The 21,283-nt window shown below is 37.7% G+C and carries 23 protein-coding genes, 1 pseudogene and 1 riboswitch; of the genes and pseudogenes, 4 read left to right on the plus strand and 20 right to left on the minus strand.

Annotated features, from left to right (window positions below; translation table 11 throughout):
• Window positions 1-4: 4 nt before the first annotated feature.
• The 5 genes from MHI10_RS10280 to MHI10_RS10300 all read right to left on the minus strand — a co-directional run bounded on the left by MHI10_RS10280 (window position 5) and on the right by MHI10_RS10300 (window position 3,976).
• Entirely contained in the window at window positions 5-1,087 is a 1,083-nt protein-coding gene (locus MHI10_RS10280) for an FAD-dependent monooxygenase (protein ID WP_340785192.1), read from the minus strand.
• Window positions 1,080-2,192 carry a bifunctional diaminohydroxyphosphoribosylaminopyrimidine deaminase/5-amino-6-(5-phosphoribosylamino)uracil reductase RibD gene (gene ribD, locus MHI10_RS10285; RefSeq protein ID WP_340785193.1) on the minus strand — a complete coding sequence of 371 codons (1,113 nt, stop codon included), beginning with the start codon at window positions 2,190-2,192 and terminating at the stop codon, window positions 1,080-1,082. Before ribD ends, MHI10_RS10280 begins: the two co-directional genes overlap by 8 nt.
• Before the next feature lie 14 nt (window positions 2,193-2,206).
• Complete coding sequence (locus tag MHI10_RS10290; RefSeq protein ID WP_340785194.1) at window positions 2,207-2,935, minus strand: GTP cyclohydrolase II; 729 nt, start codon at window positions 2,933-2,935, stop codon at window positions 2,207-2,209.
• Window positions 2,936-3,198: 263 nt separating this feature from the next.
• Window positions 3,199-3,657 carry a hypothetical protein gene (locus tag MHI10_RS10295; RefSeq protein WP_340785195.1) on the minus strand — a complete coding sequence of 153 codons (459 nt, stop codon included), beginning with the start codon at window positions 3,655-3,657 and terminating at the stop codon, window positions 3,199-3,201.
• A gap of 136 nt (window positions 3,658-3,793) precedes the next feature.
• On the minus strand, window positions 3,794-3,976 hold the full coding sequence (locus MHI10_RS10300; RefSeq protein ID WP_340785196.1) for a hypothetical protein: 183 nt from the start codon (window positions 3,974-3,976) through the stop codon (window positions 3,794-3,796).
• Between the two features lie 233 nt (window positions 3,977-4,209).
• Here MHI10_RS10300 and MHI10_RS10305 point away from each other — a divergent pair, with 233 nt between their 5' ends.
• Window positions 4,210-4,707, plus strand: a complete 498-nt coding sequence (locus MHI10_RS10305) for a GNAT family N-acetyltransferase (protein WP_340785197.1) — start codon at window positions 4,210-4,212, stop codon at window positions 4,705-4,707.
• 57 nt (window positions 4,708-4,764) lie between these two features.
• Here the strand turns inward: MHI10_RS10305 and MHI10_RS10310 are convergent, their stop codons facing one another.
• The 10 genes and pseudogenes from MHI10_RS10310 to MHI10_RS10355 form a co-directional block, all read right to left on the minus strand.
• Window positions 4,765-6,219, minus strand: a complete 1,455-nt coding sequence (locus tag MHI10_RS10310; protein WP_340785198.1) for an Msr family ABC-F type ribosomal protection protein — start codon at window positions 6,217-6,219, stop codon at window positions 4,765-4,767.
• Window positions 6,220-6,666: 447 nt separating this feature from the next.
• Window positions 6,667-7,392 carry an ABC transporter ATP-binding protein gene (locus MHI10_RS10315; protein ID WP_340785199.1) on the minus strand — a complete coding sequence of 242 codons (726 nt, stop codon included), beginning with the start codon at window positions 7,390-7,392 and terminating at the stop codon, window positions 6,667-6,669.
• Window positions 7,367-8,152, minus strand: a complete 786-nt coding sequence (locus MHI10_RS10320) for an ABC transporter permease (protein ID WP_340785200.1) — start codon at window positions 8,150-8,152, stop codon at window positions 7,367-7,369. The genes MHI10_RS10315 and MHI10_RS10320 overlap by 26 nt, the downstream gene beginning before the upstream one ends.
• Window positions 8,153-8,443 (minus strand): thiamine-binding protein, encoded by a 291-nt coding sequence (locus MHI10_RS10325; protein WP_340785201.1) that lies wholly within the window; start codon window positions 8,441-8,443, stop codon window positions 8,153-8,155.
• 3 nt (window positions 8,444-8,446) lie between these two features.
• Window positions 8,447-9,427: an ABC transporter substrate-binding protein gene (locus MHI10_RS10330; RefSeq protein WP_340785202.1), complete on the minus strand. Its 981-nt coding sequence runs from the start codon at window positions 9,425-9,427 to the stop codon at window positions 8,447-8,449.
• Between the two features lie 125 nt (window positions 9,428-9,552).
• Window positions 9,553-9,664: riboswitch (TPP riboswitch) on the minus strand.
• Window positions 9,665-9,833: 169 nt separating this feature from the next.
• On the minus strand, window positions 9,834-10,706 hold the full coding sequence (locus tag MHI10_RS10335; RefSeq protein WP_340785203.1) for a DMT family transporter: 873 nt from the start codon (window positions 10,704-10,706) through the stop codon (window positions 9,834-9,836).
• Between the two features lie 355 nt (window positions 10,707-11,061).
• Window positions 11,062-11,520, minus strand: a pseudogene (locus tag MHI10_RS10340) (putative iron-sulfur cluster-binding metallochaperone).
• 139 nt (window positions 11,521-11,659) lie between these two features.
• Complete coding sequence (locus tag MHI10_RS10345) at window positions 11,660-12,256, minus strand: GNAT family N-acetyltransferase (RefSeq protein ID WP_340785205.1); 597 nt, start codon at window positions 12,254-12,256, stop codon at window positions 11,660-11,662.
• 50 nt (window positions 12,257-12,306) lie between these two features.
• Entirely contained in the window at window positions 12,307-12,825 is a 519-nt protein-coding gene (locus MHI10_RS10350) for an NUDIX hydrolase (protein WP_340785206.1), read from the minus strand.
• Window positions 12,826-12,934: 109 nt separating this feature from the next.
• Window positions 12,935-13,435 (minus strand): amino acid oxidase, encoded by a 501-nt coding sequence (locus MHI10_RS10355; protein WP_340785208.1) that lies wholly within the window; start codon window positions 13,433-13,435, stop codon window positions 12,935-12,937.
• A 313-nt stretch (window positions 13,436-13,748) separates the two neighbouring features.
• On the opposite strand from MHI10_RS10355, the gene MHI10_RS10360 reads away from it, so the two are divergent.
• Entirely contained in the window at window positions 13,749-14,114 is a 366-nt protein-coding gene (locus MHI10_RS10360) for a nucleotide excision repair endonuclease (protein ID WP_445683219.1), read from the plus strand.
• A 119-nt stretch (window positions 14,115-14,233) separates the two neighbouring features.
• Here MHI10_RS10360 and MHI10_RS10365 read toward each other — a convergent pair whose 3' ends face one another.
• The 4 genes from MHI10_RS10365 to MHI10_RS10380 form a co-directional block, all read right to left on the minus strand.
• Window positions 14,234-14,824, minus strand: coding sequence for a transcriptional regulator (locus tag MHI10_RS10365; RefSeq protein ID WP_340785213.1), 591 nt, complete (start codon window positions 14,822-14,824; stop codon window positions 14,234-14,236).
• 54 nt (window positions 14,825-14,878) lie between these two features.
• Window positions 14,879-16,324 (minus strand): sodium/pantothenate symporter, encoded by a 1,446-nt coding sequence (panF, locus tag MHI10_RS10370; RefSeq protein WP_340789201.1) that lies wholly within the window; start codon window positions 16,322-16,324, stop codon window positions 14,879-14,881.
• Window positions 16,324-16,587, minus strand: a complete 264-nt coding sequence (locus tag MHI10_RS10375) for a YhdT family protein (RefSeq protein ID WP_340785215.1) — start codon at window positions 16,585-16,587, stop codon at window positions 16,324-16,326. Before MHI10_RS10375 ends, panF begins: the two co-directional genes overlap by 1 nt.
• Window positions 16,588-16,720: 133 nt before the next feature.
• Entirely contained in the window at window positions 16,721-17,704 is a 984-nt protein-coding gene (locus MHI10_RS10380; protein WP_340785217.1) for a diaminopimelate dehydrogenase, read from the minus strand.
• Window positions 17,705-17,945: 241 nt separating this feature from the next.
• Here MHI10_RS10380 and MHI10_RS10385 point away from each other — a divergent pair, with 241 nt between their 5' ends.
• Window positions 17,946-18,401 carry a hypothetical protein gene (locus MHI10_RS10385; RefSeq protein WP_340785219.1) on the plus strand — a complete coding sequence of 152 codons (456 nt, stop codon included), beginning with the start codon at window positions 17,946-17,948 and terminating at the stop codon, window positions 18,399-18,401.
• A complete protein-coding gene (locus tag MHI10_RS10390; protein WP_340785222.1) occupies window positions 18,389-18,682 on the plus strand; it encodes a YxcD family protein in 294 nt (97 codons plus the stop codon). The genes MHI10_RS10385 and MHI10_RS10390 overlap by 13 nt, the downstream gene beginning before the upstream one ends.
• 103 nt (window positions 18,683-18,785) lie before the next feature.
• Here MHI10_RS10390 and MHI10_RS10395 read toward each other — a convergent pair whose 3' ends face one another.
• Window positions 18,786-21,008 (minus strand): 5'-nucleotidase C-terminal domain-containing protein, encoded by a 2,223-nt coding sequence (locus tag MHI10_RS10395; RefSeq protein WP_340785224.1) that lies wholly within the window; start codon window positions 21,006-21,008, stop codon window positions 18,786-18,788.
• Between the last annotated feature and the right edge of the window lie 275 nt (window positions 21,009-21,283).

Consider the following 21,283-nt stretch of genomic DNA (forward strand, 5'->3'; position numbering starts at 1 on the left):
CCACCTAATCCATGACGATAAAATTTTGCGCGAAGCTTTGTTCTTTTTCAACTTGCATTTCGCGTAATTTAGCCGTTTGTTGTTTTCTCATTGTTGCACATTCTTTAAAGTTGGATTGCAAAATGGTGTTCGGATCAAGTAAATTCGCGAACACGTCCGCATCTTCCATTGCAGCATTGAGACCAAATGCTCCTGTTGGTGTCATTGTATGCACCGCGTCTCCAATCAGTATAACCCCATCTTTTCCCCAGTTTTCGCTTGTCGAGCTAAATACATCGAGCAATACAAAATCCTGCCATGACTTTATATGGCTATGGACACTATTTGTTAGTTCTGGAAATGCTTGCATGAGCTTATCAACAAATGGTGCGAATGGTTGTTTTCTTAGCTGCGGGTAACTACCTTTTTCAATATTCCAGCCAATTTGGACATAGCCTTTTGCCTGTGTGAACAATGAAATTTGCATACCATCAACAAGTGCCATTTTAATTGCTGGCGTCCAGTTAGCTGGTGTTGGAATGCGTGCCCACAGTAAATCATAGCCGTGACTATAAATTTGCGTATCAAGCCCAGCTTTTTTTCGAATCGTTGAATGTCGTCCATCTGCGCCTACTATGAGCGCTGCGTCAATCGTGAGCTCTTCCCCGTTATGCAAAGCTATTACTTGCGTGTAATGCCCGTTTTCATCTTGTACTAAACTTTTGACCGTCGTATTGAGGAATAAGTGAAAATTCGGGTATTGTACCGCTTCCTCTGTAATAGCTTGCAGCAAATGGACTTGTGGCACATGAATGCCGAGATGCCCAACAGCTGGGTCTGCTTTAATTGTTTTTACTGTCTGTCCGTTATGACAATATTCGAGCGTTTCCATGCGCAACAGACCAAGCTTTTCTACTTGGTCAAAAAGGCCATGTTTTTTCAAAATAGCTTCTCCCGTTTCATTTAAATGCTCGCCGCGGAATGCCTTTGCTAAAGAGTTTGTGCGTTCCACTAACAGTACAGAAAAGCTTTTTTTTACAAGCAATAAGCTGAGGAGTGCGCCACCTGGACCTGCTCCGACGATGCAAATATCAACTTCTTTATGCACGTTTATCACTCTTTTGAGGATAAGCTATGACACAAAGATCGTCACCAATCTTTTGCATCGTTGTAAAATCAAGCTGCATAGCCGCATCCATCGAGGACACAACATCACCACGGAACGGATTAATTGAATGCTCGCCACCTAACACTTTTGGTGCAATGTAAACGATGAATTTATCAATCAAGCCTGCACGAAGGAATGAGGCATTTACTGCTCCACCACCCTCCACTAAAATGTCAGTAATACCGCGCGCATAAAGCTGCGCTAGCATGTCTTCTAAATTTAAACCACGCTCATTTTTCCCAACGTGTACAATTTCCACGCCTTGTGCAATTAAGCTTTGTGCCTTTTCATTTGGTGCTTCTTGTGACGTAACGATAATTGTTTTCGCGTCAGCTGTATTTGCTACATGGCTTGTAAGCGGTGTCTGCAAAGTCGAATCTAAAATAATACGTACGGGATTTTTACTGTTCCGGTCATCTAGACGTGTTGTAAGCATCGGATTATCCGCGAGCACCGTTCCAACTCCTACTAAAATCGCATCCATCTCATGGCGTAGTTCATGCACATGTTTACGCGCTGCTTCTCCTGTAATCCATTTAGAATGTCCGTTTGCCGTCGCAATTTTACCATCAAGCGTCATCGCAAATTTCGACACAACAAAGGGACGACTTGTTAGCATATTATGAATAAAACGTTCATTTAAACGCAGTGCTTGCTCTTCCAACAAGCCTACTTCCACTACAATACCAGCATCACGTAGTAATTGAATACCGCGTCCTGCAACGGATGGATTCGGATCTTTCATTGCTACGAAAACACGTACGACACCTGATTCTTTCACTAAATTTGCACAAGGTGGTGTTTTGCCATAATGCGAGCAAGGTTCGAGCGTCACATAAAGGGTTGCACCTTTTGCATGCTCACCTGCCATACGAAAAGCATGTACTTCCGCATGGGGTTCACCTGACTTCCTATGTAAACCCGTGCCGACAATCACACCATCTTTTACAATGACTGCGCCGACAAGTGGATTCGGATTTGTATTGCCACGTGCACTTGCTGCTAAATCTAATGCTAGTTGCATATATGTTTGATCGTTTTGCATAGTATACCTCCCCCTTATCTCGTTATTTTTTGTTGAATATGACCTGATTTTTCTACCTTTGTTTGTAAATAATGACGGTTCGTATCTGTTACGCCACCCCATAAAGGTACATGCCCGTCTGTCAGTAGCCCGTGTGCTTGTAAGGCATCAAGTTTTTTCGGGTTGTTTGTAATGAGCGTCACAGGTTTTGTTCGCATTGAGCCGAGTACTTTTATCGCATCTTCATACGAACGTGTATCATCTTCAAAGCCGAGTGCATGGTTCGCTTCGACAGTATCAAAGCCTTCTTCTTGTAATAAGTACGCGAAAGTTTTCGAAAATAGCCCAATACCACGTCCTTCATGATCGGCTAAATAGAAAATAGCCCCACAGCCATGCTCGACAATCATTTTCATCGATTCATGTAACTGGTAGCCACAATCACAACGTTGCGAGCCAAAAATATCGCCTGTATGACAAATGCTATGCATACGGATAAGTGCATTGTCGGAATTTGCAAAATCACCATATACTAAAACAGAAGACTGTTGACCAAATGCGAGATTCATTTCATTTAAAGATGTAATGACTTCTTCTTTTGAATGTTCTTTATCTACCGGTAGCCAAGTATACCAGTTAAATGTTGCTTCTACGTCGCATTGCTTCACTGGTAATTTTACTGGACCAACAATTGCAATATTTTGAAAGTCGTTATACGCGACGAGGTTTGTTTTCTCTAGTAAAATCGAAAGTATATTTTTCATGTTGTCCACTCCAAGTTTTTAGTTACTTTATGTAAGTTAGTATATTATAATAACTTTTAAACGTCAATTGAATATGCCCGGTTTTATAGAGGCTTTTTTAATTTTCATTAAGTTTAGTAGAGCCATCTTTTTGAAAATGAAAAAGCTGTGCAAAAAGTTTTCACTTTCGGCACAGCTTTTGACTTAGGTTAAATATGGTAAGGTTGAACGTTATTATTCACCCTCAATAAATTTTAAAAATCGTGGGTTCCATAATAGCATCTCTACTTTAATTTCATCTCAATTCGAATTGCCTGTACTTGCTCCATCGTTTGATTTGCAACACGTGCAATCATTTCATCCGGAAATCCATTTTCGATCAAACCACCAATTACTTGTCTAATTCCTTGTTCTATTCCCTCATTTCGTTCCATCTCTAAAATCCCCGCTAGTGTTGGTGGTAAGTCCCCTTTAAATGACTCCAACATCCTTTCATCCTCCTTTCGAAATTCCGCCCGCATTTCTTGTTGTAGCTGCTCTGACATTTCCTTTGGTAATTTTAATAGATAGTCCACAAAATAAAATAAGGCGCTAACTTCCGTACGATTGGCTTTTTCTAATGTCCAAACTTCCCTCAATAACGCCCGCTTGTAATCACTTCGCAGATTCATTTTCTTGTTTGAATGAGTCATATAAAGTGAAGCTAATAGCGCTTTACTAAATAACTTCGGTGATGATTTCAACTCATCTTCATCAAAATCTGTAATAACATATTTATTAAAAGTATATGTTAATTCGGTGCCGAAATACAAGTTTGTGTATTGATTTGTACTCTTTATGCTCGGTTTTGTAAATAGCGCGATGGCGACGATTTTCTTGTCATACCGATATCTCTTTGAAAAGCTCTTGTTGCAAAAAATCGACTTCCGCATGAAATTCTGGTAAAAAGAACAACAAAAAATCTTCAAACAAATCCGCAATGACCTTTTTCCATAAATCGTCTTGGTTTACTTGAATCTTATTATAACTACTCGGCTTTTCAAAAACTTGTGAAATTCCCAATCAATCCTCTCCTTTCATTTTTATGAGCATAGTCAACTTACATGAAAGAATCAATGTTAGCTCTTGATTGATAAACCATTAAAATTGTCATTTTGTTTGATATTTATAATTGGAAAAATTGATTTAGTACAAATAACATTTTGAAAATATCTTTTTGTTCTATGAATACGCTAGATTCTTTCGCCTCCATTCTATACAATGGATAAATTAGGAACTTAAAAGGAGGATTCACTATGATTGAAATTCGAAAAGCAATGACTGGAGATGCTGAAGAGATTATAAGTGTGATGAGTGATGCAGAACAATCTGGTTTTATGCTGTTTGCACCTGGGGAAAGAAAGATGACGCCTGAAGGTTTGGGCAAGTTTATCGATTTAATCAATAGTCATACAAAATCAGGTATATTCATTGCATCTGAAGGTGACCGTATATTAGGCTATATGATTGTTCAAAATGAAAAGTCAAGGCGCGTTGCACATCGAGCATATATTGTCATTGGCGTACATAGTGATAGTCGAGGAAAAGGCGTCGGAAAGGCTCTTTTCACTTCAGTCCTTTCATGGGCAAAACAAGTGGAGCTTCACCGACTAGAGTTAACTGTTATTGCGACAAATGAAATAGCTGTTCACTTATATAAAAACATGGGCTTTGAAATAGAGGGCGTTAAGAAGGATTCCCTATTCATTGATGGGCAATACGTAGATGAATACTATATGGCTAGATTGTTATAATAGGAAAATCAATGGGGAGAAGCCACTGAGACGATCTCAGCGGCTTCCTTTTTGAATTTATAATTGATTCAATTTTTTAGCGTGAATCGTGTACTGTAGATCAGCTACATGATTTATAAATGTTTGGTCATGAGATACAAACACAATTGTCCCCTCATATGCAACGATAAATCTTTCTAATGCTTCAATCGCATAAATATCTAAGAAGTTGTTTGGTTCGTCTAACAATAAAATGTTATATTCCCCTAAAAAGAGCAGACAAAGTTGCAGGCGAATTGCTTCTCCACCACTTATAAATTGAACATTTTTAAGTATATCTGTCCCGACAAATTGCATAGCACTTAAAACATTTCTTAAAGTGCCATCACCGTATTTTGAACGATTTTTCAGGAATTGCAATATGGTTTCGTCACTTGTAAATTGATAGCTCATTTGACGGAAGTAACCAATCTTTGCTTTTGGTGATAGAGTTAAACCCGTACCACAAGTTGCAATATGTTGAAGTAATGTACTTTTGCCAGCCCCATTTGCACCTGTAATAGCTATTTTTTTACCAAGCGGAAATTGAAAGCTTACTTCATCCAATAGCACTTTATCCTTAATTTGAAGTGTGAATTGGTCTGCCATAATAGGAAACTTATTATGCAACTCCAATGCTTTTGACAGTCGGAATACGATATGCCTTTCCTCTTGTACAGCTTCGACTTCATAGAGTTTTTCCATTCGTTTTTCAATCGCTTTTGCTGCGCGATGGATTGCTTTTTGACTCGTACCTTTCGATTTTGTTTCAATCATTCTATTCGGCAATGCATTTGCTTCTTTTTTTGACATGTTTGATGCTTGTGCGATTTTCTCAGCTTTTTTCATTTTTTCTCGTGCTGCACGTTCAAGGCGACTTTTTTCTTTTACGAATTGTTCATGCGCTTGGATTTGTTGTTCACGTTCTAACTGTTTTTGGGTTACGTAATCATTATAGTTACCTGCATAAACATGTACCTCGCCGTCACTTACTTCCCAAATAGATGTGACAAGTTCATCTAAAATAGCACGATCATGACTAATTAGCACAAGTGCTCCATAATAATAACGTAATTCATCAAGTAAAAACGAAATTCCTTCTTGATCCAAATGGGTTGTCGGCTCATCGATTAATAGCGCTTCGTAATAATGCGTAAACAGTTGAGCAACCTTCAGCCTCGTTTGTTCCCCACCACTAAACTGCGCATCTTTTTGTGGTATGCCCAATTTTCCGAGCAACGTTGCATTAGCTTCAGCATCAGTGGGACCTTCCACTTGCTCAAAATAGCCGCTTTCCACATGACGCTTTACTTTCCCATTCGTAGGTTGAATTACCCCAACGAGCAACTTCAATAATGTGCTTTTCCCAGCTCCATTTTTCCCTACTATCCCGATACGGTCAAATTGATGGACAGCTAATTGTCCAATCTTCAAAACTTCTTTATCCAAGTAAGTAATTCCAATATTCTCTAATTCAAAACAAACTTTTTCCATTTTCGCTACCTCCGAAATTTGTGATTCCGTATCGATAGCTAGGACCGATACGAGCTTCTATTTCAAGCTCGTATTAATAGAAAAGTAACATCATCATAAAATATCCCTCCAAATAAAAAAAGTACACAGATTGCTCTGTGTACACAAAAATTGGCATAGATATCCCGTAGAACGAAAAAATTCTACAACTTATCTAACCTGTACACATAGCAAATAACCCTACCATTAGGGTGGATGCCTAAAATATGTGTATATGGATTAGTATAGTTGTAAAAATGCCATATTTATCGCTCCTTTTCATTTCTTCAATAATATGCTACCTAATTAAAAATAAAAAGTCAATTCCTTTTAGAAAGTTAGTATTTGATGCACATTAGCTTAACATCATCTTATAACCAAAACAAAAGCCCAATCCATTTAAAAAATGAATCGGGCTTCCTAATATTCTTACTCCATCAATAAATTCAACAACTGTGTCCGTGCTTGGAAAAATTCCTCAGTTTCTAACAGTTCTTTCGTGCGTTTTTTTGGAAACGGAACTTGGATTTCTGCTTTAATCTTCGCCGGACGATCCGAAAGCACATAAATGCGGTTTGCCAGGAACAGTGCTTCATCAATTTGATGTGTAATAAATAAAATCGACTTTTGGCGATTTTCCCACATTTCTAATAGCCAAACATGCATTTTATGACGCGTAATTTCATCCAATGCTGAAAACGGTTCGTCTAGACAGAGCAAGCTTTGTGGACTTAGTAAAGCACGTAAAAAAGAAATGCGCTGCTTCATGCCCCCTGAAATTTCGTGTGGGTAGGCATGGAGGTAATCCCCTAATCCAATCCGCTCAATCCATTCCGTTGCCTCTTCTTTATTAACCGTTCCTGATAATTCTTGGGCAAGCAATACATTTTGTAACACCGTGCGCCAAGGTAGTAAGCAGTGATGCTGTGGCATATAGCTAATATGTCCGCTTTCCCCATTAATTAACGTGTCGTCAATGAAAATTTGACCGGATGATGGTGGCAATATTCCACCAACACATTGCAATAATGTACTTTTCCCACTACCAGAAGGACCGAGCAATGCAACAATTTCCCCGTCTTGCACATGTAAATCAATACCTTGTAAAACGTCTTGCTGCTGAAATTGCTTATGAAGTGCTTGAATGGTTAGCATGTTGCGGTCCCTCCTTTTTATAGTTATGTACAACGCGTTCTTCAATAAGGCGAATAATTCCGAAAATGCATAAACTTAAAATGACAATAAGGGTAATCGCAACAAACACGCGATCCGTGCGAAAGGCCGATTGTGCAAGTGTCATGTACACCCCAATTCCCTGTTTCGCGCCTAGCCATTCCGTAATGACTGCACCCATCACACTATAAGTAGCGGCAATTTTTAACCCTGAAAATAATGCAGGCATCGCGAACGGCAGCTCAAGCTTCCAAAATTGCTGCCATTTTGTCGCACCAGCCATTTGGAAATATTGTCGTAGTTCGGGTGTCGTTTGACGTAACCCATCCAACAGAGCAATGGCAATTGGGAAGAAACAGACTAACCCAATAATGACGACTTTTGGCATCAATCCAAAACCAAACCAAATGATTAATAGCGGCGCAAGTACAAGCGTCGGGATATTTTGTGAAATAAGGATTAATGGATAGCCAATCTTATGGACAATCGGCAGTAGATGTAATAAAATCCCCACAATAAAACCGAGTACACTACCAGCAATTAATCCGATAAATGTTAGCTTAACCGTTGCCATAACATGTGGTAACAGTTCACCCGACGTTTGGAAGAGCTCTATTATTACGATGGATGGTGCTGGGAAAAGCCATGTTGGTAAATCAAGTAATCGCACTGCAATTTCTACGATGAGTAGTAAGCTAATTAAAAAGCCTACTGTAACACTATATTTTTTCAAAAAGTCCATTTAATCGTATTTCCCTGTTAATGTTTCAATCGCTGCGCCTTGTGGGTTATAAAATATTTTCACTTGAGAAATGACGCTGATTGCACCCATTTCCACCATTTTTTCATTCATCTTTTCGATTAGTTGTAGAAGTTGCGTTAGCTCACCTTCCATTGTAGTTTCCAGTGGACCTACTCTGTAAACAATGCCTGATGCATCAATCATCGCAATTGCTGCATCGACATATGGAATGACATCCTCATAACGCTCTGTTTTCGGGATAATTTGAATACTTACTAAACTGTTCGCCATTTTTTATTCCTCCGATAAAAATTGATTTGTAAATGCTTTTTCAGCATCAAGTTCTTTTTCAATTAATTGATTTTCGAACATCCAATTCGCGTAGTTTTCCCAAACTTCCAATGATTGAATGCCCCACTGTTTTGCATCTGCTTGGTATTGATCTGCTAACCAAATTGCACTGTTCACAACTAAATCTTCATCTAATTCTGGCACTGCTTTTAATAGCATACTTGCCGCTTCTTCCGGTTCGTTAATCGCTAGTTCATAGCCTTTAGTTACCGCTTGCATAAAGGCGCGAACCGTTTCGTCTTCCTTGGCAATGTATTTTTCATTCGCAATAATGACCGGTGTATAATAATCCAATTCTTTCGCATAATCCGTTAAATAAAGCATATCAATAGCTTGCCCACGTAACTCGGCTTCAATGCCTGTCCAGCCGTAGTACATCCATGCAAAATCAATGTTTTGTTTCATCATATTGAAAAAGTCTGCATTACCTGCATTAATAATGTCTACTTTATTGACATCTCCATCTGCCATTTCCATAACCGTTTTAATAATGGCCTGTTCAATTGGTGAACCCCATCCACCGTATGTTTTTCCTTCAAAATCTTTTGGCGTTTCAATGCCTGTTTCCTTTAGTGATGCAAAGCCTGATGTATTGTGCTGAATAATCGCTGCAATGGAAACGAGTGGGACACCTTGTAAACGTGCCTGTGTAACAGATTCTTGTGCACTAATGCCAAACTGTGCTTTGCCTGTTGCAACAAGCTGATCTGCACCAGCATCACCTGGTTGAATAATTTCAACATCTAGCCCTGCTTCCTCAAAATAGCCTTTTTCCTGCGCGACGTATAAGCCCGTATGATTCGTATTTGGTGTCCAATCAAGCACTACTTGAACTTTCGTTAAATCTGAATCTCCCGTTTTCGCATTTTGCTGACAGCCGACTAAAAGCAATGTCATGCCAATAATACTTAACCATTTCCACATGTAAATTCCTCCTTTTATTTGTATCAGAATGAAAATTACCATAGAAAAATGTAAAAAACGCCCGGTACAATATGCACCGAGCGTTAAACAAGCAACAGATAGTTATACGAAATCAATGACATAACAATCTACATGACAATGTTTCCTCCGCCGGTATTAACCAGTTCAGGTTCAAAGGGTAAGCCTCTCCATGGAACACTTTCTCAGCTAGCAACACTAGCACCCCTACATTTTTAGTCTATGAACTTTTCAATGCCTATCGTAACGATAACGACTGCATTGGTCAAGCTTAATTTATCTAGTTTTCCGATTTTTCACTTTAAAATCTTGTCATCTATACGCGAATAAAGTACGAATACTAGATAATTTTATGCGAAATGGCACGTATTTCATCTTTTTCAATTCATTAGACATATACTTTTTTTCTTCTAAAGGTTGGCTTGACCTCAGCGAATATAATGGCAACAAAAATTAACACACAACCAATCCACATGCGACCCGTTAAAATCTCGCTTAATAACCATACCGAAAACATCGTACCGAATAAAGCTTCCGTTGATAGAATAATTGCAGACTTTGTTGGATTGGCATATTGCATTCCAATATTTTGGCACACATACGCAACCGCTGTACAGAAAACCGCTAAGTAAAGAATGATGTAAATTCCTTCCGTAGAATATGTAGTTGGCACCTCACCAAGTGCAAGTAATGAAATCATACTTAAAATCGTTGCCGTATAAAACTGAACGATTGTTAAAGCAAGTGCATCCTCTGTTTTAACGAAAACATTCGTATAGAAAATATCAAAAGCAAAACCAACTGCACATAAAATAGACAGGAAATCGCCAAAGTTAATTGTGAGCGAGTCTTGTAGCGATAAAAAGCCAATTCCGACGATTGCCATGCCAGCAGCGATAAATTCGAAACGATCAATACGGCGTTTATAAATGACATACGCAATAATCGGCACAATAATGACATTTAATGCGGTTAAAAAAGCATTTTTCGATGGTGTCGTGTACTCCAGCCCCATCGTTTGCAATGTAAATGCGCCAAATAAGATCGCACCAAGTACAGCACCTTTCCAAAGAACACTTTTCGTAATTAATTTCAACTTTTTATAAAAAATAATACTTAAAATAATGGACGCTAATAAAAAGCGACCCGCCATTAGTTGAAAGACGGTCCAATATTCTAAGCCGACTGCCATCCCAATGAAACCGCTCCCCCACATGACGGCCGTTATGAGCATCAAAATTTCGCCTTTATACTTCTGCATAAATATTCCTTCTCTCTTTCTATATCAATTACGCCTCGGCGTAATTGCGTCCAGATTTTTTTCGGGCTTGCTCGAAAAACTCATCCAAAAAATCTGTGACATCCGCCGGGGCTTAACTTAATTTATCCAGGGGTTTGAACCCCGGATAAATTAAGTTAAACGAATAGTATAACAATAATCAATATTTGATTAAAATGGAAGGGAATTTTACTAAAATCGAAAATGTGGACGAAATTCAATGGAAATTGTTGTTGGTGTGAGGGTTGGACAATTACAAAGGGGCGCATTTATTAGTTGATTTCTCCAAACTATTTTTCCGCAATTTTATATAGTTTGGAGAAAGTAGAAGCTAATCCTAAAGCGTTTTTACATAGTTTGTCACATTCCCCAAACAGCAACTACCTTGAGGATTGTTTATCTCACAACCACATCGGTCAGCTTTCATATTTTCACGAATTTGTTCTAACGGATTAGGGGTATGCCCTTCATCAACATATTGGTTAATTTTTTCCTTTGTCCAACCGAAGCAATAGCAAACAGGCGTATCAAAGGAATCACTTTTTTGATGAACAGGAACCTTAATTTCAGATGTGACATACGTTTTTTTATTTGAATCAAAATAAACGACATCACAATCTTTTGATGCACAAAAATAATGAAGTAAATTTGCATCCAATGTACTTAAAATCGCTGGTTTTAGCATTGATTTTAATGTAATGATGTTTAATTTTTTACCTTTTAAATTACAAGACGGACACAATTCAGAACGATTATTTTCAGAAGTTTGTTCCTATGTATTACAACAATTAGACATATGCTACACCTTCCTAAAATGAATTATGTAATCTACAAAGTATAACATGCTTATTAACCCTATAAACTATTGTTGCACTAAAGCCATTCGTTAGCTGAAGTGCAACATTAATAACAATTGGTCCCCTTTATTTTAAAACTTAAACATCTCTTTCAATAAAACGAACAGCATATTTATCCCAATATTCTTTATAAACGCGATCATCTTGTCCGTCGAAGTTTAATTGATACATGCGGAATGTCACTAAAATATCTTTAGGTTGCCATTGTTCTTCAAAGGAATATTTATAGCTCATGCCAATTTTCTTCATTACTTCACCGCTGCGAGGATTTTTAATATCATGGGTAGCAGTGATATAGAGGAAACCATCTTTTTTGACTTGTTCAACAATGGCCTTACTTGCCTCTGTAACAATCCCTTTATGCCAAAATTCTTTTCTCAACCCATACCCTAAATCGTGGTTTTCCCCGGTATCGACTTTTATATAACCGATTGGGGTATTATCTGTTTTTAAACAAATCGCATATTGATATCCTCTTTCCTGCTTATAAGCCTCGGAATATTTCTCTTTAAAAAATTCCTTAGTTTCTTCCAATGAATTCAAAGGTAACCACGGCAAATAAGTATTCACTTCTTCATCACTATAAATTGCAAATAAGGCTTCAATGTCATTCTCAGTGAACCTTCTTAATATTAAACGCTCTGTTTCTATGGTTGGTGTATTATAATTTTTCATGTTCGACTTCCTCCAAATGATTTATATTTATAAGGATTGAGATATTCCATTTAAACTCGTATTGATCCATAACTTTGTCGACTTTCAAATAAAAAGGCAATAATGCTCTCATAATAGGGGATGAATTCTTTTTGCTCCATTAATTTAAAAATCTCTTCTTTTGATGCCCATTTTACCGCCTGGACTTCCTCATATTGTAATGTCAGTTCATCCAAGTCTACCTCTTGTTCAATCAAATAATAATCATCAAAGCCGCGCCCAAAATTAATCGTGCATTGTGGTCGCATGTTTTCAAAGCTATAATCAATGCCTAATTCCTCGAATAATTCTCTCGACGCAGCTTGTTGACTTGTATCCCCTGCAGTAGCACTTCCTCCACAAGTAATATCCCAAAGGTTCGACCATCCTTGTTTGAAAGGCTGACGTTGTTGAATGAGCATCTCTCCTTTTGAATTAAATATACAAACGTGGACGACTAAATGAAATTCTCCTGGTGGCAAAGGTTCTCCACGGGTGATTTGTTTGTCGATTTTTATACGATGCTTATTATATAAATCCCAAGTTTCCATTGAAAAGCTCCCCCTTATTTACGAATTGCTTGTCGTACTGAATGCCCCCTTAGTTGAAGGAATTAAATTCTTGAATTAGATCTTCATTAAAAACTTCTTTCTACCACACTTACAACATTTCAACTCTTTGAAAAATCTCTTTATAAAGTAAATCAAACTCTTTTTCATTTTTTAAATAGAAAAACCAAGCGTCTTCCCTATTTGTATCAACATCATATAAATAAATTGTCGTATGAGAACCGTTATTTAATGATTCCCAATGGGCCGTTCCATAAGTAATCCCTCCTCTAGTAAATGGATAATGCCGTTTTGGTGAATCGAAAAAAATAATGGGCATTTCAGAATTCTCATACGCTTCAACAAATTGATCATTGGATGCTTCTTCAAATATTACAGTTGTTATCATAACCGCATCAAAATTTGTTGAAGCCCGCAATGTGGCTTCGTTAAACTCATCTAATAAAATGGATTCGAAATGAATTTTTTCATTATTGAATTCAGGGATATTACCTATTACAGCTATTTTTAAATGTGCTCCATCATAACTAACTTCATTATGTGAGCATGCAACTAATAATAATAAACTTAAAAAGAAGATAACTTTTTTCAACGGTCTCACTCCTTCTTTTATATCGAAAATACTTGCATATTAAGGTTCAAAAAAAGATAATTTTAGAAATTTATCGTGAATAAAATATGGGAATTGTTTGTTTTGGGGCGAATTGATAAAAATAAGTTTCATATACATGTGTCGTATAATATGTATACTTTCCTATTCCAATTATTGAACTTTCTATGTCGAATCGTATAATTTCATTGATTTTCTATTCTTTTATACTTAAATGATGGAAATTTAATGCGATTTACTGTAAAATATAATTTTATAATATATTAGGGACGTGAATTGTTTGATTACTATTGAAATGCCAAAACCAACGCTTGTGATCCGTCAACGTGAACAAGTGATTAAACCAGGTGAAGTTGAAATTACACCTTACTTCGGCTTTATTGATTTCCACAAAATTACGCGTGAAGCTGGTGGAATTTTCTTCTTCTACAATGAACAAAATGAACTTTTATTTGTCGGTAAGGCACGTAAAATTCGCCAACGCATTAAAAAGCACTTTGAGGACAATGTTTCACCGATGAAAAATCACCGTACTGAAGTGCATAAAATTGAAGTATACGAAATTGAAGATCCAATGGAACGTGAAATTTACGAAACATATGCGATTAACCAATTCAAATCAAAATACAACATCGATAAAGTATTTTTCGAGCGTGTATAAGCGAAAGGACCGCCCCATTCATCGGGTGGTCCTTTTCTTTGTTTAGCAGAAGGTGCACCATTTCAATATTTGGACGCTATTATACTAGTGAAGTTTCCCCCACTCATTGACATTTCATTTTAGCCTCTATGCGCATAATCCAACATTTCATTAATTTTTTTTATATCACTTAAAATATCTTTCTTCTGTTTGGCAATGCCTTCATACCATTTATCTACTTGCTGCATCATCGCTTCTTCTACTTCTTTTCCGTCCGCCAGTAAATGTACCATAATATCAACTACTTTTGTCCGATCCTCGTAAAACTTTATGCGTGCTGCAAAATCTTTTCCTACCTCTTGCTGAAACACTTGCCCTAATCGGATGATGCCATTATTCATCATTTGCTCGGCATATAAAGTCGATCCTACAACAGCTAAACGCTCCGTGAAAGATGGTTCCTCTTTAATATAGCTTTGCATTAGTACGGATACTTGCTCTGAAAAGGATTTTAATTTGTTTTTTTGACCATCTAGTAAACTTTTCGTTTCTTCAAAGAGCTTTAACATCGCGTGCGTATGATCTAAATATTCTTTTACTTGCTTAAACTTGTCATCACTCGCATTATGTAAGCGTACTTGCACCGTTTCATAAACAAATTGGCGCTGCAAATAGGCTGTTAATAAAATAATTCCATTATAATGGATACTTGCTTCATAATTATTTGTCATACTTGTCCCCCACTGTATAATTTATTCACTTTTCTTACAATACCATATCGAGTGCTAGAAGTGGAATTCTTCTAGTTTTTTTACTTTATGAGTCGTTAAACTTACGATGATAAATGTAAAGAATGACACCACAATCGGAAGTGTAACGGTGTGCATACCAAATACATGTGGTGCTAATCGATCAATCGCGATGTACAGCGTTAAGCCGACAATCATCGAACTGATGGCACCATATTTATTCGCTTTTTTCCAATAAAGGCCGAAAACAACACTCCATAAAAACGCGGATTCTAAGCCGCCAAATGCAAATAAATTCAACCAAATTAACAATTCAGGTGGATTCAGTGCAAAAATGACTACAGCGAGTCCAATAATCGTCGTAACCGTATAGCTTCTTTTCTTAATTTGCTGTTCTGTCGCCTTTGGATTAATAAAGTTTAAATAAATATCTTTCACAACCGTTGAACTTACTAAAATAAGTAATGCGTTAACCGTTGACATAATGGCCGCCATTGGAGCAGCTAAAACGATGCCTGCTAATAACGGGGGCAATACTTCAAGCGTCACGATTGGCATAACTTTATCCCCAATAACAATACCTGGAACTACTGAACGAGCAAATACACCGATTAAATGCATGCCTAACATTATCGTGCCAATGCCGATTGTGCCGATTAAAATTGCGCGGTGTAGACTTTTGGCATCTTTATAACTCATAGCACGTACGGCAAGTTGTGGTAAACCTATGACACCGAGCCCGATTAAAATCCAAAATGTCGAAACATATAGCGGTGTTAAACTGCCGTCTGCTCCAAATGGTGAAACGAGTTTTGGATTTTCTGCTACGAGGTTTTGCATAATGTTTTCCACACCACCACCAGCAATGACTGTCCCGATGAGTAAAATGACTGTACCAATAATCATAATCGTGCCTTGAACTGCATCTGTTAACGCAACGGCGCGGAAACCACCAATAATTACATAGACAAGTACGGAAGCAGCGAAAATTAATAAGGCGCTTGTATAATTCAGTCCGGTTAATGCTTCAATTAATCGTGCACCACCAACCCATTGCGCAGTCATCGAGGCAAATAAAAACACAATAATACTAAATGCGGATAACAGAATAATTATATTGCTATCATAACGTTTCTTTAAAAAATCAATTAATGTAATCGCTTCAATACGACGCGACACTATTGCGAATTTTTTCCCAAGCACCATTAAGGCAAAATACCCTGCCGGAAGCTGTGCCATTGCGAGTAGCACCCAACCAAGTCCCGTATTATAGGCAACTCCTGGACCGCCGATAAAACTAGAAGCACTCCCATAGGTTGCCATCATTGTCATCGCGAGTATGAAGCCACCCATTTCACGTCCGCCTAAAAAATACTCTTGCATGAAGGAATTTGACGTACGAACTTGTTTATTCGCCCATATACCAATCCCAAAAATGACAACTAGAAAAAGTAATAGTGGAATAATAACTTGCCAGTGCATCATCGTTGCTCGTCCTCCTCTTCAAGTGATATTTCTTTGAAGAACAGTTTCATCGCTAGCCAAATGCATATAATCATGAAAACAGTGCCCGCCATACAACTATAAAAAAACCATGCAGGGAAGCCAAGCACATAGCGATATTCTAGGGGGTCCCCAGAGCCAAGTCCATAGGCAAACCCAAACCAAATCGCAAAATTTATGACAACAAGGCAGGCACCTATTAACGCTTCCTTGTGGGCTACTTTAAACCGCTTATCTTGCATATGGATCATCCTTTCTTATTTCTAATATAGACTTCTCTATCATACGTTTGAATTCAAGAGATGAAAAGACTTTATCGAAGAATAACGATAAAAAAACGACATCGCATGACACGACGTCGTTCTATTAAAATAATTATAGTAATTCTTTACGTAATTGTGCTGGTGATTTTGGTGAAAGTAGCCCGTACGGAATATCAAACACCGTTTTTGCACCACTGTCCCCTTTGGCACGTAATTTATGTGCAGCGCGTGCATAAGCAACAAGTACGCTTGATGTAAACATTGGATTAGATTGTAATTTTAAAGAGAACTCTAAAATTTGGTTATCCCCTTCGTCAGATTCTCCTGAGCGAATGACAAAACCACCGTGTGGCATTCCCGAATGATTTTGTTGCAACTCTTCTTCAGAAATAAAGTGGACTGTTGTATCATAGTCAGCAAAATAGTTTGGCATTTCAATAATTTCTTTTTCGATTTTTGCTTGATCTGCCCCTTCTTCTACAACAACAAAACATTCTCGTGCATGCTTTTCACGTGTCGTTAATTGTGGGTTTTCACCGTTACGCACACGATCCACTGCTTCTTTGATTGGCAAAGTGTACTGTACCCCACCTTTTACCCCTTCAATTCGGCGCACTGCATCGGAATGTCCTTGGCTTAAGCCATCTCCCCAAAAAGTATACGTCGTGCCTACTGGTAAAACCGTTTCGCCAAGCAGTCGATTTAATGAGAATAAACCTGGATCCCAGCCAACTGAAATGATTGACACCGTGCCATTTTGCTCAGCAACCGCATCAACGCTATCAAAGTATGCTGGAATTTTAGCATGCGTGTCATAACTATCAATTGTATTAAACCATTGTGCAAAATGCGGCACTTGCTCTGGTAAGTCCGTTGCTGAACCACCGCATAAAATCATCACATCAATTTGGTCTTTATAATTTTTTGCGTCTTCTACTAAATAAACAGGGGTATTTTCTGTTTTAAGTTTCACTGTTGATGGGTCGCGTCGTGAAAATACTGCAACCAATTCCATATCTTCATTTTGACGAATGGCCGCTTCCACGCCTCGTCCTAAATTACCATAGCCCACAATACCAATTCGAATTTTAGTCATTATTGTTCCTCCCAAATTAAGCATGCTATTCATTCTGATTTCAGAATAGCGTTTAAATTCACTATTTATCATACATTTTCACACATCTATATACAATCAATTTTTTGCTTTTCTACGAATCTTCTCCATAAGTTTGAAAGATTCCCTACAAAATGAATGCTAATCAGACTTATTGTTTTCTATCCTTGTTTCTTTTTGGTATACTAATAAAGTATAAGAATCGACAAATTGGGGGATCAACATGAAGAAATTATCAGCGATTTTATTAGCATTTGCACTTGTCTTTTCAAGTGTAGGATCAACATTATTATTTGCTAATGACGCACAAACAGTAGAAGCTAAATCTTACAAATCAGGGAAAAAGGGTTTCAATAATTCAAACTCTAATAACAATTCCAACATCCAAAAAAAGGATGACGCTACAAGTCCAACAACTGCAAAACAAAATAACGGCACAACAACGAAACAAGATACAGCTAAAAAATCTTCAGGCGGCTTAATGAAAGGCTTAATGCTTGGTGGTTTAGCTGGTTTATTATTCGGTAGTCTATTTGGTGGCATGGGTATGCTTGGTTCAATTTTAGGGTTCATGATCAATGCGCTAGCTATCGGGGCAGTAGTATTCTTCTTAGTGAAAATTTATCAATTAATTAAGCGTAAAAAAGAAAAAGAGGTTGCACAATCTTGGAAAAACTAACATTACTTGAACAAGATTTAATCAATTCGGTTTGCCACTTTCATGCAAAATTTAAAAATGTGGCACCTCAAGATATTGAAGTTGAGTTAATGTATGATGATATTGCAGGCTACTCTGCTGAAGCATTTTACAATGGTCAGCTAGACGTCTACAACTCGGTTAACTTTATTACAGCGATTCGTCTTTATATTGATGAGCAGCTAGGTCGTGACTCAATGTCAGCTCGTATTACGCTGGATATTCACGATGAAGAAGGTATGGTCGCATACATCGAATTTTAATTGAATGATCCAAGGGCGAGTCCATTAAACGGGCTTGCCTTTTTTTATTCATAGAACGATGAAAAAACACCGAACTAGGTTGCCCTGTTCGGTGTTTTAACTATTATTTTGTTGTTTCTTTTGCTTCTTCTTTTATTTCTGTTGCTTCTGTCGCTTCTTTATTTGATGTAGCTACATCCGTAATACGGCCTTCTGTAGTCGTTTTTACTTCTTTTAATGAAGTTAATTGCTCTACAAAGTTTTCGTAGTCAGATAAGCCTAAATCTTGTACTTTACCTGCATCATAGATTTTCTTAAATACTTCATAGTCATCGCCACCGCGTGCTGTGAAAGCATTTGTCGTTACTGTATACGTTTCATCTGCTTTAATATCAACATACGCTTTTGTTTTTTCATCATAGTACTTCAATGAAATGACACGTGAACCTACTTCTTTTGATGAATCAAATACAAGCTGGGCACCTGCAATGTGTAAGAACCCGCCATTTTCTTTTGGCGCTTGTCGAACAGAAAACTCGAATGCTTCAAGTAAATCAGCGCCCGTAATGTCCATGATCGCTAATGTGTTTGTGAATGGTAGTACAGTAATTGCTTGACCTAATGTTACATTACCCGCTGGAATATCCGAACGAATTCCCCCACCGTTTTGTAACGCCATGATCACATTTTTACCCGTAAATGATTTCGCTTTTGCTAACATACCATCTGTAATAATATTTCCTAAAGCCGTCTCACTATTACGAACACTTGCTGTGTCAGCAGTTGTATTCAAACGAGGGTTTGTAAGCGGCTCTTTTAATGTAACACCGATTTCCTTACTAGCAAATACATCTACTTTTTCTTTATATTGTGCGAGCATTTTAGTACCTTTTGGATCTGCGGCTAATTTCGCAACATCAATTAGTTGACCTTCATGAGCAACAACAACCCCTTGCTCGTCAAATTCAACATCTAAAGTGCCTAAGTAGTTCGCCTGCTCCCCTGCTTGAACAATAACCGTCGCATCTTTCTTTTCACCTACCGTGTTTGTGTCCACGATAAATGGTTTATCTAATTTCGTATGCGAATGACCACCAACGATAATATCAATTCCTGGTACTGATTGTGCTAAAATTTGATCATTGTCAATCTCAGCAGAATCATCAAATCCGATATGTGTTAGCGCAATAATTTTATTAATGCCCATGCCTTCAAATGCTTTTACCGCTTTTTCTGCCTCTTTAATGTAGTTTTCAAAAGTTACTTTATCAGGTGATGAAACGGATTCTGTTTCTTCAGTCGTTAAACCGAAAATCCCCACTTTTTCTCCGTTAATTTCTTTCACCATACCAGCGTAAATTTTACCGTTTTCAGGCTCACTTGAATTTAAATCCGTGAATAGACCTGTGAAATTTGTATCTTTAGTAAAATCAACGTTAGCCGAAATGAAAGGGAAGTTCGCTGCTTTAACAAAATCAGCTAATGCTTTATGTCCTTCTGGTGAAGAACCTAAATCGAATTCATGGTTACCGAATGTCATCGCATCGAAGCCTAGTTCATTGAAATACTGAATATCGGCTTGTCCTTTAAATTCAGAGAAATACAATGTCCCTGTAAATGCATCGCCTGAATGTAGTAAAAGTGACTCTGATGATGTTGCACGGAAATCATTAACAGCCGTCATTAATTTCGGGAAGTTTTCAACGCGTGCATGTGTATCGTTTACATGCATAACAGAAAGCTTGAAGTTTTCTGATGCTTCAGGTACTTCAGGAGTTTCCGGTAGTTCTGGTGTTGTTGCCCCTGCTAAAATCGTTGCTAAAATGCTAGATAATTCACCACGTGTTAATTCATTTGTTGGATTAAACGCTACATTTGACTCATTTAGAATGACTTGCGTATCAATTGGATACACAGCTGAAACATTTGTTAAAATCGCTGCAAATTGACCGTGTGTAATTTTTTCTGAGCTACGGAATGTGTTATCCTCGTAGCCTGAAATAAAGCCTGTCGCCACTAATGCAGAAATTGCGCCATAATAGTGATTGGATTGTGCAAGATCGCTAAACTTAGAATCTACTACATTTGTTGTATCTAATTTTAATGCGCCTGCAATCATTTTTGCGGCTTGTCCGCGTGTAACCGTAGCATCCGGCTTAAATGTTCCATCACCAAAGCCTGTTACAATTCCTGCTGCTGTTAGCGCTTGAATTGCTTCAGAGTATTTGTGCGAATCGCTTACATCTGAGTATACTGATTGATCTGCTAGTACACCTGTAGCTCCTACCATTACGGCTGTCACAGTCGCAAGAGTTGCGGCAGTGAATTGTTTACGTTTCTTCGTCATTTAAATACCCCATTTCAATCTATTATAATAGTACTCTACCATATTACCCAAATCCGCCCAACTATTCCATATGTATTGCAAGAATTTAATATAAATGTAATAGAATACAGGTTTCAACCCATGATGAAAGGGGTAGCCAATTTTGCAACGTTCCCTTTTTTGCTTTTGTATCGACCATTTTAGGTGCATTAAGTGAAGCTGTATGTAGTGAAAATACTCAGTTTTGGTCTATATCTTTTACGTATACAAAAATCGTCCTTGCTATATAGTCGTAT

Origin of the sequence: Solibacillus sp. FSL K6-1523 (assembly GCF_038005225.1) — a bacterium.
Classification (GTDB): domain Bacteria; phylum Bacillota; class Bacilli; order Bacillales_A; family Planococcaceae; genus Solibacillus.

What these genes read in the sequence shown, in the direction of transcription:
- ribD (WP_340785193.1), bottom strand. Translation starts at nt 2,192, where the DNA reads ATGCAAAACGATCAAACATATATGCAACTAGCATTAGATTTAGCAGCA.
- MHI10_RS10395 (WP_340785224.1), bottom strand. Translation starts at nt 21,008, where the DNA reads ATGACGAAGAAACGTAAACAATTCACTGCCGCAACTCTTGCGACTGTG.
- panF (WP_340789201.1), bottom strand. Translation starts at nt 16,324, where the DNA reads ATGCACTGGCAAGTTATTATTCCACTATTACTTTTTCTAGTTGTCATT.
- MHI10_RS10365 (WP_340785213.1), bottom strand. Translation starts at nt 14,824, where the DNA reads ATGACAAATAATTATGAAGCAAGTATCCATTATAATGGAATTATTTTA.
- MHI10_RS10330 (WP_340785202.1), bottom strand. Translation starts at nt 9,427, where the DNA reads ATGTGGAAATGGTTAAGTATTATTGGCATGACATTGCTTTTAGTCGGC.
- MHI10_RS10305 (WP_340785197.1), top strand. Translation starts at nt 4,210, where the DNA reads ATGATTGAAATTCGAAAAGCAATGACTGGAGATGCTGAAGAGATTATA.
- MHI10_RS10345 (WP_340785205.1), bottom strand. Translation starts at nt 12,256, where the DNA reads ATGAAAAATTATAATACACCAACCATAGAAACAGAGCGTTTAATATTA.
- MHI10_RS10290 (WP_340785194.1), bottom strand. Translation starts at nt 2,935, where the DNA reads ATGAAAAATATACTTTCGATTTTACTAGAGAAAACAAACCTCGTCGCG.
- MHI10_RS10315 (WP_340785199.1), bottom strand. Translation starts at nt 7,392, where the DNA reads ATGCTAACCATTCAAGCACTTCATAAGCAATTTCAGCAGCAAGACGTT.
- MHI10_RS10350 (WP_340785206.1), bottom strand. Translation starts at nt 12,825, where the DNA reads ATGGAAACTTGGGATTTATATAATAAGCATCGTATAAAAATCGACAAA.
- MHI10_RS10385 (WP_340785219.1), top strand. Translation starts at nt 17,946, where the DNA reads ATGAAGAAATTATCAGCGATTTTATTAGCATTTGCACTTGTCTTTTCA.
- MHI10_RS10375 (WP_340785215.1), bottom strand. Translation starts at nt 16,587, where the DNA reads ATGCAAGATAAGCGGTTTAAAGTAGCCCACAAGGAAGCGTTAATAGGT.
- MHI10_RS10380 (WP_340785217.1), bottom strand. Translation starts at nt 17,704, where the DNA reads ATGACTAAAATTCGAATTGGTATTGTGGGCTATGGTAATTTAGGACGA.
- MHI10_RS10335 (WP_340785203.1), bottom strand. Translation starts at nt 10,706, where the DNA reads ATGCAGAAGTATAAAGGCGAAATTTTGATGCTCATAACGGCCGTCATG.
- MHI10_RS10325 (WP_340785201.1), bottom strand. Translation starts at nt 8,443, where the DNA reads ATGGCGAACAGTTTAGTAAGTATTCAAATTATCCCGAAAACAGAGCGT.
- MHI10_RS10320 (WP_340785200.1), bottom strand. Translation starts at nt 8,152, where the DNA reads ATGGACTTTTTGAAAAAATATAGTGTTACAGTAGGCTTTTTAATTAGC.
- MHI10_RS10310 (WP_340785198.1), bottom strand. Translation starts at nt 6,219, where the DNA reads ATGGAAAAAGTTTGTTTTGAATTAGAGAATATTGGAATTACTTACTTG.
- MHI10_RS10360 (WP_445683219.1), top strand. Translation starts at nt 13,749, where the DNA reads ATGCCAAAACCAACGCTTGTGATCCGTCAACGTGAACAAGTGATTAAA.